At 68.2% G+C, this 15,793-nt stretch carries 16 protein-coding genes, 1 tRNA gene, 1 pseudogene and 1 riboswitch; of the genes and pseudogenes, 2 read left to right on the top strand and 16 right to left on the bottom strand.

Going from position 1 to position 15,793, the window contains the following annotated elements; genetic code table 11:
• Positions 1-50 precede the first annotated feature (50 nt).
• The 5 genes from BVIR_RS09350 to eno all read right to left on the bottom strand — a co-directional run bounded on the left by BVIR_RS09350 (position 51) and on the right by eno (position 6,067).
• Positions 51-1,409, bottom strand: coding sequence for a pyruvate dehydrogenase complex dihydrolipoamide acetyltransferase (locus BVIR_RS09350; RefSeq protein ID WP_055037427.1), 1,359 nt, complete (start codon positions 1,407-1,409; stop codon positions 51-53).
• Between the two features lie 8 nt (positions 1,410-1,417).
• A complete protein-coding gene (locus BVIR_RS09355) occupies positions 1,418-2,830 on the bottom strand; it encodes a pyruvate dehydrogenase complex E1 component subunit beta (RefSeq protein WP_055037428.1) in 1,413 nt (470 codons plus the stop codon).
• A 155-nt stretch (positions 2,831-2,985) separates the two neighbouring features.
• Positions 2,986-4,071, bottom strand: coding sequence for a pyruvate dehydrogenase (acetyl-transferring) E1 component subunit alpha (pdhA, locus tag BVIR_RS09360; protein WP_082416907.1), 1,086 nt, complete (start codon positions 4,069-4,071; stop codon positions 2,986-2,988).
• A gap of 87 nt (positions 4,072-4,158) precedes the next feature.
• Positions 4,159-4,512 carry an FtsB family cell division protein gene (locus BVIR_RS09365; RefSeq protein WP_055037429.1) on the bottom strand — a complete coding sequence of 118 codons (354 nt, stop codon included), beginning with the start codon at positions 4,510-4,512 and terminating at the stop codon, positions 4,159-4,161.
• Between the two features lie 271 nt (positions 4,513-4,783).
• A complete protein-coding gene (gene eno / locus BVIR_RS09370; protein ID WP_055037430.1) occupies positions 4,784-6,067 on the bottom strand; it encodes a phosphopyruvate hydratase in 1,284 nt (427 codons plus the stop codon).
• Positions 6,068-6,244: 177 nt separating this feature from the next.
• On the opposite strand from eno, the gene queF reads away from it, so the two are divergent.
• Positions 6,245-6,697 carry a preQ(1) synthase gene (gene queF, locus BVIR_RS09375; RefSeq protein WP_055037431.1) on the top strand — a complete coding sequence of 151 codons (453 nt, stop codon included), beginning with the start codon at positions 6,245-6,247 and terminating at the stop codon, positions 6,695-6,697.
• A 108-nt stretch (positions 6,698-6,805) separates the two neighbouring features.
• Here the strand turns inward: queF and BVIR_RS09380 are convergent, their stop codons facing one another.
• The 11 genes and pseudogenes from BVIR_RS09380 to BVIR_RS09425 all read right to left on the bottom strand — a co-directional run bounded on the left by BVIR_RS09380 (position 6,806) and on the right by BVIR_RS09425 (position 15,338).
• Positions 6,806-7,444, bottom strand: a complete 639-nt coding sequence (locus BVIR_RS09380) for a thiamine phosphate synthase (protein WP_055037432.1) — start codon at positions 7,442-7,444, stop codon at positions 6,806-6,808.
• On the bottom strand, positions 7,441-8,208 hold the full coding sequence (thiG, locus tag BVIR_RS09385) for a thiazole synthase (RefSeq protein WP_055037433.1): 768 nt from the start codon (positions 8,206-8,208) through the stop codon (positions 7,441-7,443). Before thiG ends, BVIR_RS09380 begins: the two co-directional genes overlap by 4 nt.
• Positions 8,209-8,268: 60 nt before the next feature.
• Entirely contained in the window at positions 8,269-8,484 is a 216-nt protein-coding gene (gene thiS, locus BVIR_RS09390; RefSeq protein WP_055037434.1) for a sulfur carrier protein ThiS, read from the bottom strand.
• Positions 8,485-8,553: 69 nt separating this feature from the next.
• Positions 8,554-8,651: riboswitch (TPP riboswitch) on the bottom strand.
• A 51-nt stretch (positions 8,652-8,702) separates the two neighbouring features.
• On the bottom strand, positions 8,703-9,893 hold the full coding sequence (locus tag BVIR_RS09395; RefSeq protein ID WP_082416909.1) for an MFS transporter: 1,191 nt from the start codon (positions 9,891-9,893) through the stop codon (positions 8,703-8,705).
• Between the two features lie 15 nt (positions 9,894-9,908).
• A complete protein-coding gene (gene kdsA, locus BVIR_RS09400) occupies positions 9,909-10,751 on the bottom strand; it encodes a 3-deoxy-8-phosphooctulonate synthase (protein ID WP_055037436.1) in 843 nt (280 codons plus the stop codon).
• The gene (locus tag BVIR_RS09405) at positions 10,748-11,146 is read right to left on the bottom strand and encodes a DUF1190 domain-containing protein (RefSeq protein ID WP_055037437.1); all 399 of its coding nucleotides are present in this window, start codon (positions 11,144-11,146) and stop codon (positions 10,748-10,750) included. The genes kdsA and BVIR_RS09405 overlap by 4 nt, the downstream gene beginning before the upstream one ends.
• A gap of 5 nt (positions 11,147-11,151) precedes the next feature.
• The gene (locus BVIR_RS09410) at positions 11,152-12,015 is read right to left on the bottom strand and encodes a VOC family protein (protein ID WP_055037438.1); all 864 of its coding nucleotides are present in this window, start codon (positions 12,013-12,015) and stop codon (positions 11,152-11,154) included.
• A 256-nt stretch (positions 12,016-12,271) separates the two neighbouring features.
• Positions 12,272-13,402, bottom strand: a complete 1,131-nt coding sequence (gene tgt, locus BVIR_RS09415; protein WP_055037439.1) for a tRNA guanosine(34) transglycosylase Tgt — start codon at positions 13,400-13,402, stop codon at positions 12,272-12,274.
• Positions 13,403-13,405: 3 nt separating this feature from the next.
• Positions 13,406-14,485: a tRNA preQ1(34) S-adenosylmethionine ribosyltransferase-isomerase QueA gene (queA, locus tag BVIR_RS09420; RefSeq protein WP_055037440.1), complete on the bottom strand. Its 1,080-nt coding sequence runs from the start codon at positions 14,483-14,485 to the stop codon at positions 13,406-13,408.
• 225 nt (positions 14,486-14,710) lie between these two features.
• Positions 14,711-14,856, bottom strand: a pseudogene (locus BVIR_RS17210) (IS3 family transposase); the annotation flags it as partial.
• Positions 14,857-15,104: 248 nt separating this feature from the next.
• Positions 15,105-15,338, bottom strand: coding sequence for a hypothetical protein (locus tag BVIR_RS09425; protein ID WP_055037441.1), 234 nt, complete (start codon positions 15,336-15,338; stop codon positions 15,105-15,107).
• 106 nt (positions 15,339-15,444) lie between these two features.
• Between BVIR_RS09425 and BVIR_RS09430 the strand changes: the two genes are divergently transcribed.
• A tRNA-Asn gene (locus BVIR_RS09430) sits at positions 15,445-15,519 on the top strand.
• The last annotated feature ends 274 nt before the right edge of the window (positions 15,520-15,793 follow it).

Consider the following 15,793-nt stretch of genomic DNA (forward strand, 5'->3'; position numbering starts at 1 on the left):
TCCAAAGCGGCGGCTTTGCGTTCCAGTTGGTCCAGGGGCCGCGGTTGCTCCTAGACCAGCATCGTCACCGGCGCCTCGATGTAGCGCTTGAAGGCGTCGAGCAGCTTGGCGCCGATCACGCCGTCGACAGCGCGGTGGTCGGTCGACAGCGTGGCGCTCATCATGGTGGCGACCGCGAGCTGGCCGTTCCGCACCACCGGGCGCGGCTCGCCGGCGCCGACCGCCAGAATGGTGGCGTGGGGCGGGTTGATCACCGCAGCGAATGCCTTGATCCCGAACATGCCGAGGTTCGACACCGCGGTCGAGCCGCCAGTGTACTCCTCCGGCAACAAATGCCTTGCTTTGGCTTTTGCTGCCAAATCTTTCATTTCGTTCGAAATAGCCGATAGCGACTTTCGCCCGGCATCGCGCACCACCGGGGTGATCAGCCCGCCGGGGATCGCGACCGCGACGCCGACGTCCGCCTGCTTGTGGCGCAGCATCGCGGCTTCCGTCCAGGTCACGTTGGCGTCCGGCACCCGCAGCAGCGCCATCGCCAAGGCCTTGATGATGAAATCGTTGACCGACAGCTTGAAGGCCGGTGTGCCGTCCTGGCCCTTCGGGGCGTTGGCGTTGATGGTCTCGCGCAAGCTGAGCAGGGCGTCGAGTTCGACATCCCGGGTCAGGTAGAAATGCGGGATGGTGGTCTTGGCCTCGGTGAGGCGCCGCGCGATCACCTTGCGGAGATTGTCGTGCGGCACCTGTTCGAACGAGTCCGGCGCGAACAGCTTCCGGATCGCCGCGTCGGACGGCCCGGCCGGCGGCGCCTGAACCGGGGCTGCCGGAGCCGGGGCCGCCGCCGGTTGCGAGGCCGGGCCGGCGGCCCGCGCCGCCTCGACATCGCGCATCACGATGCGGCCGTGCGGTCCTGACCCGGCGACCGTGCCGATATCGAGGCCGGCCTCGCGCGCCAGCCGGCGCGCCAACGGCGAAGCAAACACCCGGCCGTTGGGCTTGGCGGTGCCAGCCTCCGGGGCGGCCTTGGCCGTCTTTGCCGGCGGGACCGCTGCGTCTGGCGCGTCCGGCTGGGGCGCGGCTGCGGCGGGCTGGCCCGCACCATCGCCGGCGGGAGCGGCCGAATTTGGCGCGGCCTTGGGCTCGGCCGACGCCGCCGCTGCGACATCCTCGCCCTCCCCGGCCAGAATGGCGATCAACTGGTTGACCGGCACGTCGGTGGTGCCGGCCGGCACCACGATCTTGGCGAGCACGCCGTCGTCGACCGCCTCGACCTCCATGGTGGCCTTGTCGGTCTCGATCTCGGCGAGAACGTCGCCGGTCTTGACGGCATCGCCCTCATTCTTCAGCCACTTGGCGAGGTTGCCCTTCTCCATCGTGGGGGACAGCGCGGGCATCAGGATGTCGATGGGCATGGTGCTCTCTACCTGTAGGTCACCGCCCGCACGGCGTCGATGACGTCCTGCACCGTGGGCAGCGCGAGCTTTTCCAGGTTGGCGGCGTAGGGCATCGGCACGTCCTTGCCCGAGACGCGCTTCACCGGGGCGTCGAGATCGTCGAACGCAATCTCCATGATGCGCATGCCGACCTCGGCGGCGACGCCGCATTGCGGCCAGCCCTCCTCCACCACCACGCAGCGGTTGGTCTTCTTGACCGAGGCCACCACGGTCTCGATGTCCATCGGCCGCAGCGTGCGCAGATCCACCACCTCGGCATAAATCTGGTTCTTGGCCAGTTCTTCGGCGGCCTTCAGCGCATAGGTCATGCCGATGCCCCAGGACACCAAGGTGCAGTCGGTGCCCGCGCGCGCCACCTTGGCCTTGCCGATCGGCAGCACGAAGTCGGCGAGTTTCGGCACCGGGAACGAGTGGCCGTAGAGAATCTCGTTCTCCAGAAACACCACCGGATTGGGGTCGCGGATCGCCGCCTTCAGCAGGCCCTTGGCGTCGGCGGCCGAGAACGGCTGGATCACCTTGAGGCCGGGAATGTGGGCGTACCACGAGCCGTAGTCCTGGCTGTGCTGGGCGGCAACACGGGCGGCGGCACCGTTGGGACCGCGAAACACGATGGACGACGTCACCTGCCCGCCCGACATATAAAGCGTCTTGGCCGCCGAGTTGATGATCTGGTCGATCGCCTGCATGGCGAAGTTGAAGGTCATGAACTCGACGATCGGCTTCAGGCCCGCCATCGCCGCGCCGACGCCAAGGCCGGCGAAGCCGTGCTCGGTGATCGGGGTATCGACCACCCGCCGGGCGCCGAACTCCTGCAGCAGGCCCTGGGTGACCTTGTAGGCGCCCTGATATTCGGCGACCTCCTCGCCGATGATGAACACGTCGGGATCGTGGCGCATTTCCTCGGCCATGGCGTCGCGCAGCGCCTCCCGCACCGTCATCGTCACCATCTCGGTGCCGGCCGGGATTTCGCCGGAGGCGTTGTCACCTTCAGCCCGCGTCACCTCGACCACCGGCGGCGATGGCTTGGCTTCGGCCGGTACCGGCGCCGCGCCCCGCGCCTCGGCCGGTGCGGCCGACTGCCCCGCCTTCATCTGCGCCGAGGGCGAGGCCGCGGCCTCCAGCGCCGAAGCGTCCTCGCCATCAGTGAGCAGCAGCGCGATCGGCGTGTTCACGGCGACGTCCTGCGTCCCCTCCGCAACCAGCAGCTTGCCGAGCACGCCCTCGTCGACCGCCTCGACCTCCATGGTCGCCTTGTCGGTCTCGATCTCGGCGATGACGTCGCCGGATTTGACGCGGTCACCTTCCTTCTTGACCCATTTGGCGAGGTTGCCCTTCTCCATGGTCGGCGAGAGCGCGGGCATCAGGATAGTGGTGGGCATGACGAAACACCCGTGCGATGGAGATGAAAGCTAGAGCATTTTCCGCAACAGCAGGAACCGATTCTGCGAAAGGAAATGCGACAAACGAAACACTTGGAGCACCCCTCCGCGTCGGTCGGGCCGGTCGCGCTCCGACCCGCCTGACGCGCGAACGCTCACCGCAGCACATCGGTGTACAGTTCAGACGGATCGGGCGCCGGATCGTGGGTGGCGAATTCGGCTGCCTCGTTGACGATGGCGCGCACCTCGGCGTCGATCTTCTTGACGCCGTCTTCGCTTGCCCAGCCATTGTCGATCAGGCGGGCGCGCACCTGCTCGACGGCGTCGCGCTCATCCCGCATCTTCTGCACCTCGTCCTTGGCGCGGTATTTGGCCGGGTCGGACATCGAGTGGCCGCGATAGCGGTAGGTCAGCATTTCCAGGATGAACGGACCCTGGCCGGAGCGGGCGTGCTCGACCGCGCGCAGGCCGGCGGCCCGCACCGCCCGCACGTCCATGCCGTCGACCTGCTCGCCGGGGATGTCGAACGAGATGCCGCGCCGGGAGAAGTTGGTCTGGGCCGAGGCGCGGTTCACCGAGGTGCCCATGGCGTATTTGTTGTTCTCGACGATGTAGACCACCGGCAGTTTCCACAACGCCGCCATGTTGAAGCTCTCGTAGACTTGGCCCTGGTTGGCGGCGCCGTCGCCGAAATAGGTCAGGCTGACCCGTCCGTTGTCGCGGTAGCGGCTGGCGAAGGCGAGGCCGGTGCCGAGCGAGACCTGGGCGCCGACGATGCCGTGGCCGCCATAGAAGCCCTTCTCGATCGAGAACATATGCATCGAGCCGCCCTTGCCCTTGGAATAGCCGCCGCGGCGTCCGGTCAGCTCGGCCATCACCCCGCGGGCGTCCATGCCGGCGGCCAGCATGTGGCCGTGGTCGCGATAGCCGGTGATGACCTGGTCGCCGGGCTTCAGGCACATCTGCATACCGACCACCACCGCCTCCTGGCCGATATAGAGGTGGCAGAACCCGCCGATCAGGCCCATGCCGTACATCTGGCCGGCCTTCTCCTCGAAGCGGCGGATCAGCAGCATTTCGCGGTAGGCGGCAAAATCCTCCTCGCGGCTGAACTCGGCCGGCGCGGCGGCCGCGGCGGCCCCGGTTCCGTCAGCCGAATCGGAAATTGGCGCGGCGGCCGGCTTGGCTGCCTTGTCGCGGGCGGGCGTGGCTCCTGCGGCGCTCTGTTTGGCGACAGCCATGCGGTTCTCCCGGGAATGTACCATCGGAAGTTATAGTTCGTTTTGCGACGGAACCAATCCTTGAACGGCGGTCTGCCCACGCGGGATTCAGCGGACGGCGGCGTTGCGCTCGGCTACGCCGGTCGCGGACGGCCGCTTGACCAGCACCAGATCGTTCGGGTGCGCCCAGTTGAGCAGATCGCGGGCGCGCTCGTCCAGCATGTCGGGGTCGAGGCTCTGCGGCCGCAGCAGCGCGACCTTCTTCTCCATCGCCAGACGTTCCGCCCGCACCGCGTCGAGTTCCTCGTGCAGCCGGGCCATCTCGATCTCGAAGCCGCGCTTGGCCTGCAGGCCGTGATCGCCGTTCCAGCCGTGGAAGGCGAAATAGGCGATACCCGCCGCCGTCACGCTATACAGCAGCAGGATGGACAGGATGCGGCGAAGCAGGGGGCGGACGACCATGGCTCAACTTCGCAGGCCGCGGTTGACCCCCCGTTAACAAATCCGGACACGAACCCCGGCTCGCGCTTCGCCCGACCGGGATCAAAGATCGTCGTCCCGGGCAAGCCGCGAAGCAGCACGACCCGGGAGAGAGCTGTCATCCCGGACAGGCGGCGAAGCCGCGCGATCCGGGATCTACGGCAGGAAGAGGTGCCTTGTTCTGCTGACGATCCCGGGTCTCGGCTTCGCCGCGCCCGGGATGACGCGCTTGGATCAGCAGCGCTCGCCGTTCTCAGGCCAGCCCCTTGAACGCCGCGTACCCGGCGTAGCGGGCCTGGGCGCCCAGTTCCTCTTCGATGCGGATCAGCTGGTTGTACTTGGCCAGCCGGTCGGAGCGCGCCAGCGAGCCGGTCTTGATCTGCCCGCAATTGGTCGCGACTGCGAGGTCGGCGATGGTGGAGTCCTCGGTCTCGCCGGAACGATGGCTCATCACCGCGGTGTAGCCGGCCTTGTGCGCCATTTCGACGGCGGCCAGCGTCTCGGTCAGCGAGCCGATCTGGTTGACCTTGATCAGGATCGAGTTGGCGAGGCCGCCCTCGATCCCATCGGCGAGGCGGTCGACGTTGGTGACGAACAAGTCGTCGCCCACCAGCTGGACCTTGGAGCCGATGAGATCGGTGAGGATCCGCCAGCCCTCGAAATCGTCCTCGGCCATGCCGTCCTCGATCGTGATGATCGGGTAGCCGGCAAGCAGCTTGGCGAGGTATTCCGCCTGCTGCTGGCGCGAGCGCTTGGTGCCCTCGCCGTCATAGACGTAGGCGCCATCCTTGAAGAACTCGGTCGCGGCGCAGTCGAGGCCGATCGCCACCTCGTCGCCGACCTTGAAGCCGGCCTTCTCGATCGAGGCGACGATGAAGTCGAGCGCGGCCTCGGCCGACGGCAGGTTGGGGGCAAAGCCGCCCTCGTCGCCGACATTGGTGTTGTGGCCGGCGCTTTTCAGCGCCGCCTTCAGGGTGTGGAAGACCTCGGAGCCCACCCGCACCGCATCCGCGATGGTGGATGCGCCGACCGGCAGGATCATGAATTCCTGAAAGTCGATCGGGTTGTCGGCGTGCACACCGCCATTGATGATGTTCATCATCGGCACCGGCAGCAGGCGCGCCGAGGTGCCGCCGACATAGCGGTAGAGCGGCAGGCCGCTGGCGGCAGCGGCGGCCTTCGCGGTCGCCAGCGACACGCCGAGGATGGCGTTGGCGCCGAGGCGCGCCTTGTTGGGCGTGCCGTCGAGCGCGATCATGATCTCGTCGACCTTGACCTGATCCTCGGCGTCGAGGCCGCCGAGCGCGTCGTAAATCTCGCCGTTGACCGCTTCGACCGCCTGCAGCACGCCCTTGCCGAGGTAGCGGCTGTTGTCGCCGTCGCGCAGTTCGACCGCCTCGTGTGCGCCGGTCGAGGCGCCCGACGGGACGGCGGCGCGGCCGAGCGAGCCATCTTCCAGCCGCACATCGACCTCCACGGTCGGATTGCCTCGGCTGTCGAGAATTTCGCGGGCGATAATGTCGACGATCGCGGTCATGGCGCGCCTGCCTAGTTGAATGGTTCGATAATCGGAAACACGAAGGCGTATGTGGGCTCATACAGGATCGCAAACGCCGAGGAAACCCGTACGCCCTTGGCATCCCACGCATTCAGCGTGCCGGACGTCCCCAAAACCCTGCTTTCGTGGAGCAGAACTGTCGGATAGGACGGGTTCATGACAACAGAAACACATCTTCAGCTCGGCCGTCATGTCGCCCTGCCCGCCTCGCCCGACCAGGCGCTGCTGGAGCGCGTGCCGAACCCCCACGCCGATACCAACTACGTCGCCCGCTTCACCTGCCCGGAATTCACCTCGCTGTGCCCGGTGACCGGCCAGCCCGACTTTGCGCTCCTGGTGATCGACTATGTTCCCGGCGACTGGCTGGTGGAGTCGAAATCGCTGAAACTCTACCTCGCCTCGTTCCGCAACCACGGCGCCTTCCACGAGGACTGCACCATCGCGGTTGGCAAGAAGCTGGCGAGCCTGCTGGAGCCGCGCTGGCTGCGGATCGGCGGCTACTGGTTTCCGCGCGGGGGCATGCCGATCGACATCTTCTGGCAGACCGCCGCGCCGCCGCAGGGCCTGTTCATCCCCGACCAGGGCGTGCCGCCATATCGCGGGCGGTGAGGTTCGCGTCAGATGTCTTCGGACGGCCCCGGGGCGCGGGCCTGCGGCCCTTGCCCCGACAGGCTGGATTGCAGGATTCTGCATCGGGCAGAATAGAGGGCGCGAAGGTCACCCGGGCCGGCCCGAAGAGACGCCGGCGGGACGCTTCATGGATGCGAACAGTTCCCGCACGTCCGCGCCAGGGTCGGAGGCCCGCATCACGCCGCCCATCACGGCGATGCCGGCGGCGCCGGCCGTGAGGCAGCCCGGCACCTGCTGCGGCGCAATGCCGCCGAGCGCGATCACCGGCCGGCCGGCAGCGGCCACCATCGCCGCAAGGCCGGCGTGCCCCAGCGCCGGGCCGTAGCCCGGCTTGCTCTGGGTGAGGAATACCGGCGCGGCGATGACATAATCGGCGGCCGGGTCCGCCACGCCGGGCCGGTGCAGCGACAGCCCGACCAGCGCGCCGGGCCCGAGCACGGCGCGGGCGTGTGATACGTCGCCACCCTCCGGCAGATGAACGCCGTCGAGCCCCGCCTCTGCCGCCAATTCGGGCTGGCCGTGCAGAGTCAGCATGGCGCCAAAGCTGCGCGCCAACGGCAACAGCGCGCGCGCCAGTGCCGCCTGCTCGGCCGCCGGCAGATCCTTCTCGCGCAGGCTGGCCCAGCGGCAGCCGGCGGCAAACGCCGCCGCCAGCACCTCGTCCAGCGGGCGCACCGCCTGCTTGCGGTCGGTGATCAGCAGCAATGGCGGGTCGGGCAGCCTCACGACCCGACCAGACCCGCCGTCGGGCTCGACGGGTTGGCCTGGAAGCGGCGGGGAATACGGCCGGCGAGCCGGGCAAGCCGGCCGCCTTCCACCGCCGCCCTCATCGCCGCCGCCATCTTCACCGGGTCGGCGGCCTGGGCGACGGCGGTGTTGAGCAGCACCGCGGCGCAACCAAGCTCCAGCGCCTGGGCGGCGTCCGACGCGGTGCCGAGGCCGGCGTCGAGGATCACCGGCACGGCCGAGCGGGCGCAGATCACCTCGATCAAAGCCGGGTTCTTGATGCCGTGGCCGGAGCCGATCGGCGAGCCCAGCGGCATCACCGCCACCGCGCCGGCGTCGGCGAGCTTGCGACAGCTCACCGGGTCTTCGTTGCAATAGGGCAGCACCACGAAGCCGCGGTCGACCAGGATGCGGGTGGCGGCGATGGTGCCCTCGACGTCCGGATAGAGCAGCTCCTTATCGCCGATCACCTCCAGCTTGATCCAGTTGGTGCCGAGCGCCTCCCGCGCCAGCTCGGCGGTCAGCACCGCCTCATCGACGCTGTAGCAGCCGGCGGTGTTGGGCAGGAAATGATAGCCGGCCAGCTTCTCGATCAGCGGTGCGTCCTCGCCAGCGAGGTTCATGCGGCGGATCGCCAGTGTCACCATCTCGGTGCCGCTGGCCTTGAGCGCCTCCAGCAGCGTGTCGTTGCTCGGATACTTGCCGGTGCCGAGAAACAGCCGCGAGGTGAAAGTGCGGTCGGCAATGGTCAACGTGTCGGTCATTTTTCTTCTTTCACAGGTATTTGCTGCGTATTACGCAAGTGAGCTGCGAGGTGTGCCACCTCAGCCGCCCTGCCGGGCCAGCACGATCTCGACGGCATCGCCCGGCACCAAGGTCACCTGGTCCCAGTCGGCGCGCCGGACCACCGCGCCATTGACCGCGACCGCGACGCCGCGGCCGCCCTCGGGAATGTCGACATGCTCGGCGATCAGGGCGGCGAGCGAGGCTGAGCGCAGCGGCGCCTCCACGCCGTTCAGGCGGATGGTTGGTTCAGCCATGAATGGTCTCCGGCGGGCCTGACCGCGACCGGCGGCATGCAGACAAGCGCTGTAACGACGAGCGTTGTTTCGCTGGCATCTGCGCCTCCCTTCGCTGGCATGACCCAGACAGGTTCGATGGGTGTGATCTCAGCCGCACGGACAGCGCGGCACCCCAGGCGTTCCAAACATCGGCGATCCTGCCACCGGCCGCAAGCCGGGCCGGCGGCTTTGCCGCATCATTTGTTCGGCAGCACCCTTGGCGCCACCACCGCCAGCACCAGCAGCCCAATGCCGGAGGCAAGGAACGCCACCGGATAGCCGAACGCGGCGTGGGTCAGGCCGAACAGCACCGGCCCCATCGCGTTGCCGACGAAGAAAGCGGCGGCGAACAGCGACACCGCCAGCCCGCGCGCCGTCGGCGCAAGCTCGGTGGCCTGGGTCTGGAACATGTTGTGCATGAAATAGAACAGGCAGCCGCACACCATCAGGGTGACGATGTCGATGAACCATGGCTTGGGGATGACCAGCACCGCCAGCATCATGGCCATGCCGATGCCTCCGATGCGGATCAACGCGGCCGGGCCGAGTCGACGGATCAGAATGCCGACGATCACGCTGAACACGATACCGCCAACCCCGAAGCCGCCGATCAGGAGGCCGGCCTCGGTCGGGCCGCCGCCGCCATGGCTGATCAGAAAATCGGCGATGTAGGGGAACCCGCCGAACATCGAGGCGCCCTCCAGCGCCACGCAGCCGTAGAGCACCAACGCCCGCGGATTGGACAGCACGGCGCGGTAGCTCTGGGCGATGCCGGCGCGGTTCGGCCATTGCCGCACCACGCCCTGCCGCGGGCGGAGCTTCAGCCCGACCAGAACCGCGGCGATGGCCGCCACCACGCTGGCGGAGCCGAACACCGCCTGCCAACCGAACTGTTCGGCAATCACGCCGGCGCTGGCGCCGCCGACCATCTGGCCGAGGATCACCGCCGAGATGAACCGTCCGAGCGCGATCGGCCGGGTCGCCAGTTCGACGCGGTCACCGATCGCCGCCAGCGACAGCGGAATGATCCCGCCGGCGACCAGCCCGGTCAGGATGCGCAGACCGACCAGGCTCTCGAAGTTCGGCGCGAACACCGACAGCGCCAGCGCCACCGCCAGCGCCGCGGTCGCGATGCTGATCATTCGGGCCTTGCCGAGCGCATCGCCGATCGGTCCCAGGATCGGCTGACCGATGGCGTAGGTGATACCGTAGGCGGTGGACAGCAGCGCCACGGTCCCGACGGTCTGGCCGAACACGTCGGCCAGGATCGGCACCACCGGATCGGTGGCCCGCATGGTGAAGGCGGAGGCAAAGCCGGCAAGGCCCAAAATGACGATGAGCCGCGTCGGGTACGCGCCGGGTGCGGGGGATGCGGGGGATGCGGTCATGGGCTCGGTGTGGCTTCAGGCGGAGCGACGCGCCTTGGCCAGGGCATCGAACGCCATCAGTTCGGCGATGAGGCCCTCGAACGCCGCCAGCGGCACCATGTTGGGACCGTCGGAAAAGGCGCGGTCGGGGTCGGGGTGGGTCTCGATGAACACGCCGGCGACGCCGACCGCCACCGCGGCGCGCGCCAACACCGGCACGAACTCGCGCTGGCCGCCGGAGGCGGTGCCGCGTCCGCCCGGCTGCTGTACCGAATGGGTGGCGTCGAAAATCACCGGCGCGCCGGTCTCAGCGAGCTGCGGCAGCGCCCGCATGTCGGTGACCAAAGTGTTGTAGCCGAACGAGGTGCCGCGCTCGGTGACCATCACGTTGGGGTTGCCGGCGCCGGCAACCTTGGCCACCACATTGGCCATGTCCCACGGCGCCAGGAACTGGCCCTTCTTGACATTGACCACCTTGCCGGTGGCCGCAGCCGCCAGCAACAGATCGGTCTGCCGGCACAGGAAGGCCGGAATTTGAAGAATATCAACGACCTCGGCCACCGGCGCGCACTGGCCGGCATCATGGACGTCGGTCAGCACCGGCAGGCCGGTCCTCGCCTTGATCTCGGCGAACACCGGCAGCGCCGCCTCAAGCCCGACGCCGCGGGCACCGCTGGCGCTGGTGCGGTTGGCCTTGTCGAACGAGGCCTTGAACACCAGCGGCAGGTTCAATCGGGTCGCAATGTCCTTCAGCGCGAAGGCGACCTCGAGCGCGTGGTCGCGGCTCTCCATGGCGCAGGGACCAGCGATGACCGCAAGCGGCAGCCCATTGCCGAACCTGACGCCGCCGACCTCGACCACCGAATTGATTGTGCTCATCGACCCTCCTCCCGGACGCGATAGACCGCCGTCAAACGTCCGACCCCACCCGAGCGGTCCGGAACGACGCAAAAGCCGGCCGGACGCGGCACCCAGCCGGTGGCCGGCCGCGCCTCCAGGCAAGCGGAATAACGCTCCTCGCACCGAGCTTGGTCGTTGTAGAGGGGGCCGGAGCTGCGCGCCACCTTATCCGCCTGCACGAACGCCATGCGGCAGACGCCGGGCGGCAGGCCGGCGGCGGCGCAGGCTTGCTCGCTGGCCACCACGCTGCCGCCCAGGCACTCGCCCCGCCACATGCCGAACGCGATCACCACGCCGGTGACGGCCAGCAGCGCAAAGACCAGGAATCGCCCGGCTCTCCCGGCTCGGCCGGGACGGCGTGGCGCTTCGTCCACCCTTGTCACTCCGCCTCGAAGATCAGCGCCGCGCCGTGGGCGTGGGCTGGCGGCACGGCGAGACGGTCGCGACCGACCGCGACGCCTGAGCGCCCCAGCGCGGCGCGGGCCTGCGCCAGATCGGCGACGCCGAGGCGGATCGCCGCCAGCCGCATCCCGCCACGCGAAGCCGGCGGCGGGAAGCCGAACACATTTGCAAACACCGCCGGCTCCATCACGGCAATCTCGCCGCGCGCGGTGGTGATGACGATGCCGAGGCTGGTGGCGTGCATCTCGCGCCGGCCGCTGAAGCTGCCGAGAAAGCCATGGTGATCGCTGGGGTTGTCGGCAACCAGCACGATACCGCGTACCGCCGTGGCCCCGTTGGGATGCACCTGGAACGCCGGGTTCCAGAAATTTTCGGGAAAGTGCTGCTCGCAGACGAAAAAGCAGACGTCCGGCGAGCCGGTGTCGGCGGCGAACGCCAGCGTGAACGCCACCGTTACCGCGCTGCCGTCGGGCCGCCGGCCCTGGCGGCTGAAGTGGAATGGCTCGTAATCGCCCACCGCCGAGGCGCGGAACCCCTGCGCCGCGGTGCGGGCGTTGTCAGTCTCCAGCACCAGGCACGACAGCCCCTCGCCGTTGCGAAGCGCCCAATCGCGATTGTAGGCGCCGAACGACACATGGCGCGGCTGCGGCGGCACGATCTTGTCGGACTCGCCGACGCTGAGCAGCTCGATGAAGAAGCCCGGGATCTGCACCACCCGGTTCCAGGTGCCCCAAGGGTGACGGTTGACGACGCCCACCTGGAAACCGAGCCGCTGGTAGGTCGCCCCGGCGGCCTCAAGATCGCGGACGCAATGCACGACGTGGTCGAGACCGCGAATCATTCGCACCATTCCATGTCTTGACGATGATACAGTTTCCGGCAGATCCCCTCTGTGATCTCAGGAAACAGCCTCGTCGAATATCCTTGTCTGGAAGACGGTTTTTCGACGATCGGCATTCGCTTCAAAGGCTTGATCACCCGGAAACCGGACTTTAGGCGCGCCGCGCCGGCCTGGGGAATGGTCGTTGCCATTAAAGACGCCTTCCCCGGTCCCCGGCAAGCCGGCCCTGGATGATGGTCCGCCGACTCGGTTGCGGTCACAGCGCCGGCAAATCGCCCGCCGCCCACCCGGCCTTGACCTCATCGCGGAACGCCGCGAGCCGCCCCTCGGCGATGGCGGCCCGGATGCCCGCCATCAGTTCCTGGTAATAGGCGATGTTGACCGCGGTCAGGATCATGCCGGCCAGCATCTCCTCCGCCCGCACCAGGTGGTGGAGGTAGGCCCGGCTCCAGCGCCGGAGCGGCTCGGACGGGCTGTCGGGGTCGAGCGGCCGGGTGTCCTCGGCGTGGCGGGCGTTGCGCAGATTGATCCTGCCGAACCGCGTGAAGGCGGTGGCGTGGCGGCCCGCCCGGGTCGGCATCACGCAATCGAACATATCGATGCCGCGCGAGGCCGCCTCCAGGATGTCGTCGGGGGTGCCGACCCCCATCAGATAACGCGGCTTGGCCGCCGGCAGGTGCGGCTCGACGGTCTCGATCATCGCGAGCATCACGTCCTGCGGCTCGCCGACGGCGAGGCCGCCGACGGCGAGGCCGTGAAAGTCCATGGCGGCCAGCGCGCGGGCGCTTTCCACCCGCAGGTCCGGCTGGTCGCCGCCCTGGACGATGCCGAACAGCGCCCGCCCCTCGGGCTGGCCCTCGAAGGCCTTCTTCGAGCGCTCGGCCCAGCGTAGCGACAGCTCCATCGCCCGGGCGATGTCCTCCCGCGGCGCCGGCAGCTTCAGGCACTCGTCGAGCTGCATCTGGATGTCGGCGCCGAGCAGGCTCTGGATCTCGATCGACCGCTCCGGCGTCAGCCGGTGCTCGGAGCCGTCGAGGTGCGAGCGGAAGGTGACGCCGCCCTCGTCGAGTTTGCGCAAGGAGGCCAGCGACATCACCTGGAAGCCGCCGGAGTCGGTCAGGATCGGGTGCGGCCAGTCCATGAAGGCATGGAGGCCGCCGAGCTTGGCCACCCGCTCCGCCCCCGGCCGCAGCATCAGGTGGTAGGTGTTGCCGAGGATGATGTCGGCGCCAAGCGCGCGCACCTGCTCGGGGTACATCGCCTTGACGGTGGCCTGGGTGCCGACCGGCATGAAGGCCGGCGTGCGAATACGTCCGCGCGGCGTCGAGATTTCGCCGAGGCGCGCGGTGCCGCAGGTGGCGTGCACGCGGAAGGAAAAGGCGGTCATGGGTCAGGCTCGGGCTGGGAACAGCAGGCTGGCATCGCCGTAGGAATAGAAGCGATAGCCGGTGTCAATGGCATGGGCGTAGGCCGCGCGCATGGTGGCAAGGCCGCTGAAGGCGGACACCAGCATGAACAGCGTCGATTTCGGCAGGTGAAAATTGCTCATCAGGGCATCGACGGCGCGGAACCGGTAGCCCGGCGTGATGAAGATGTCGGTCTCGCCCGCGAAGGGCTGCAGCGTGCCGCTTCTCGCCGCGGTCTCCAACAGCCGGGCCGAGGTGGTGCCAACCGCAATGATGCGCCCGCCCCGCGCCCGCGTCGCCGCCAGCGCCTCGGCGGTGGCCGCGGAGACCTCACCCCATTCGGCGTGCATGCGATGCGCGTGCACGTCCTCGGTTTTCACCGGCAGAAAGGTGCCGGCGCCGACGTGCAGCGTGACGAAATGCTGGCTGATGCCGCGTGCGTCCAGCCGCGCCAGCAATTCCGGCGTGAAGTGCAGCCCGGCGGTCGGCGCCGCCACCGACCCGTCGTGCCGGGCGAACACCGTCTGGTAGTCGGCGCGGTCGCGGGCGTCCTCGGAACGCTTGGAGGCGATATAGGGCGGCAGCGGCACGTGGCCGTGGCGGGCGATCGCCTCGTCCAGCGCGACACCGGAAAACGCAAAGCGCAACTCGACCTCGCCGCCGTCGCCTTTGGTCGCCACCTCGGCGTCAAGGCCTGCCATCTCGCAGACGATGGCCTCGGACACGGTGCCGAACCGCACATGGTCGCCAATCTTGAGCCGCTTGGCCGGCCGGGCGAAGGCGAGCCAGCGGTCGGGCGCGATGCGCTTGTGCAAATTGAAATGGACGGTCGCGACCGCCTCGCTCCGCACCCGCACGCCGACCAGTTCCGCCGGAATCACCTTGGTATCGTTGAACACCAGCGCGTCGCCGGGCCGGAGCAACTCCGTCAGGTCGCGCACCGCACGGTCCTCAAGACCGCTGCCGGGCCGCACCACCAGCAGCCGCGCCGCATCGCGCGGCTCGGCCGGGCGCAACGCGATGCGCCCTTCCGGTAAATCATAGTCGAATTCGGCAAGCTGCACGGACAAATTCCAAAGGTCGCAGTCCCACGCATCAGGCGACCGGCGAGCCGATGACCTGCCGTCGTCATGGCTCGTCCCGGCTATCCACGCCGTTGCAGAGACGTCGAAAGCCGAGTTCGAACGTGGTCTTCGGCATACGCCACCGGCTGCATTCCGCGCCTCACGTCCAAGCCCAGAGACGCACTGAACCGTGCCGGGTTTTCCGGAGGCGGCTATGTTTGAGTCCTACGCGGCCATTTTGGAGTGTTCAAGGGGCGCGTAATCGTTCGCGTCGGCCTCGGCGGATGGGACGTAGCCGATCGGCTTCAGCAGCCACCGGGTGTTGGACCAGCCGACCCATCCAGCGTGGCGAACTCGACGGCCTCGAACGAGGGCTACGGCCCGCAGCGCAGCCGAACTTCAGTGCGATCGAGGCGATCGCCGCCCACTGCGAGGCGCGTTCGACTTGGCACTAAAATACCACCAAGATCGTACGCTCGCGAACCTCGGATGAAACCCTGTTCGCCGGCTTGCTCATGGCTCCGCCTTCTCAGGAATTGGAGCCTCCGGAAACTCGGGACGGTTCACAGTCGCGCCTCTTGGAGTTCCGGTGCGGCGGGCTCGCAACTCCGGCGTGGCCTCAGCCCCGACGCCGTCGGCGCTCCCACCACACCTGGACGCGGCGGCGGAGGCGACGGACCGCGGGCACATCCTGCGACAGCACCAGCACGCCGAGCGGAATCATCCAGAAGCCGAGCACCGGCAGGAATCCCAGAATGCCGCCGCCGATCAACCCCAGCCCCAGGCCAATCCGCAGGCGGTGGTCGTCAGGCAGCCGGATGCGGCGGCCAGCCAGTCGGATTTCTCGTGCCATTGCTCCTCGCTGTCTCGGAAAAACCCCTGTGGGATTTGTCACACGGTTCTTGGCAACGCCCAAAGTGCTTGCTATATCCCGCGCCTCGAAGCGCAACGAGTGCCATTCCCCGGTAGCTCAGCGGTAGAGCAACCGGCTGTTAACCGGTTGGTCGCTGGTTCGAATCCGGCCCGGGGAGCCATTCTTTTCAGGCACTTAGCCCAAAATTGGAGATGTTGCCCAGCGCTTGGCGTGCTCGAGGCAACGCCCAGGGCAACAGCCAACAGTCGAAAAATGCCCCGGGCGAATCCGTAGTGCACGATTGCCCCCGCGGCAGCTTGGCCACGCCAACAGCCAGGCGATGGCCCTCAGCCCCTCCTGGCGCGATCCCGGATGGACTAAACGCGCCGCTAGACTGCAGCGTGGGGCTCACCCTCCCCAAAAGAAAGAGCAGTCCGGCGGCGGCCGCACAGGTC

Source organism: Blastochloris viridis (genome assembly GCF_001402875.1).
In the GTDB taxonomy this organism is placed as follows: Bacteria; Pseudomonadota; Alphaproteobacteria; order Rhizobiales; family Xanthobacteraceae; genus Blastochloris; species Blastochloris viridis.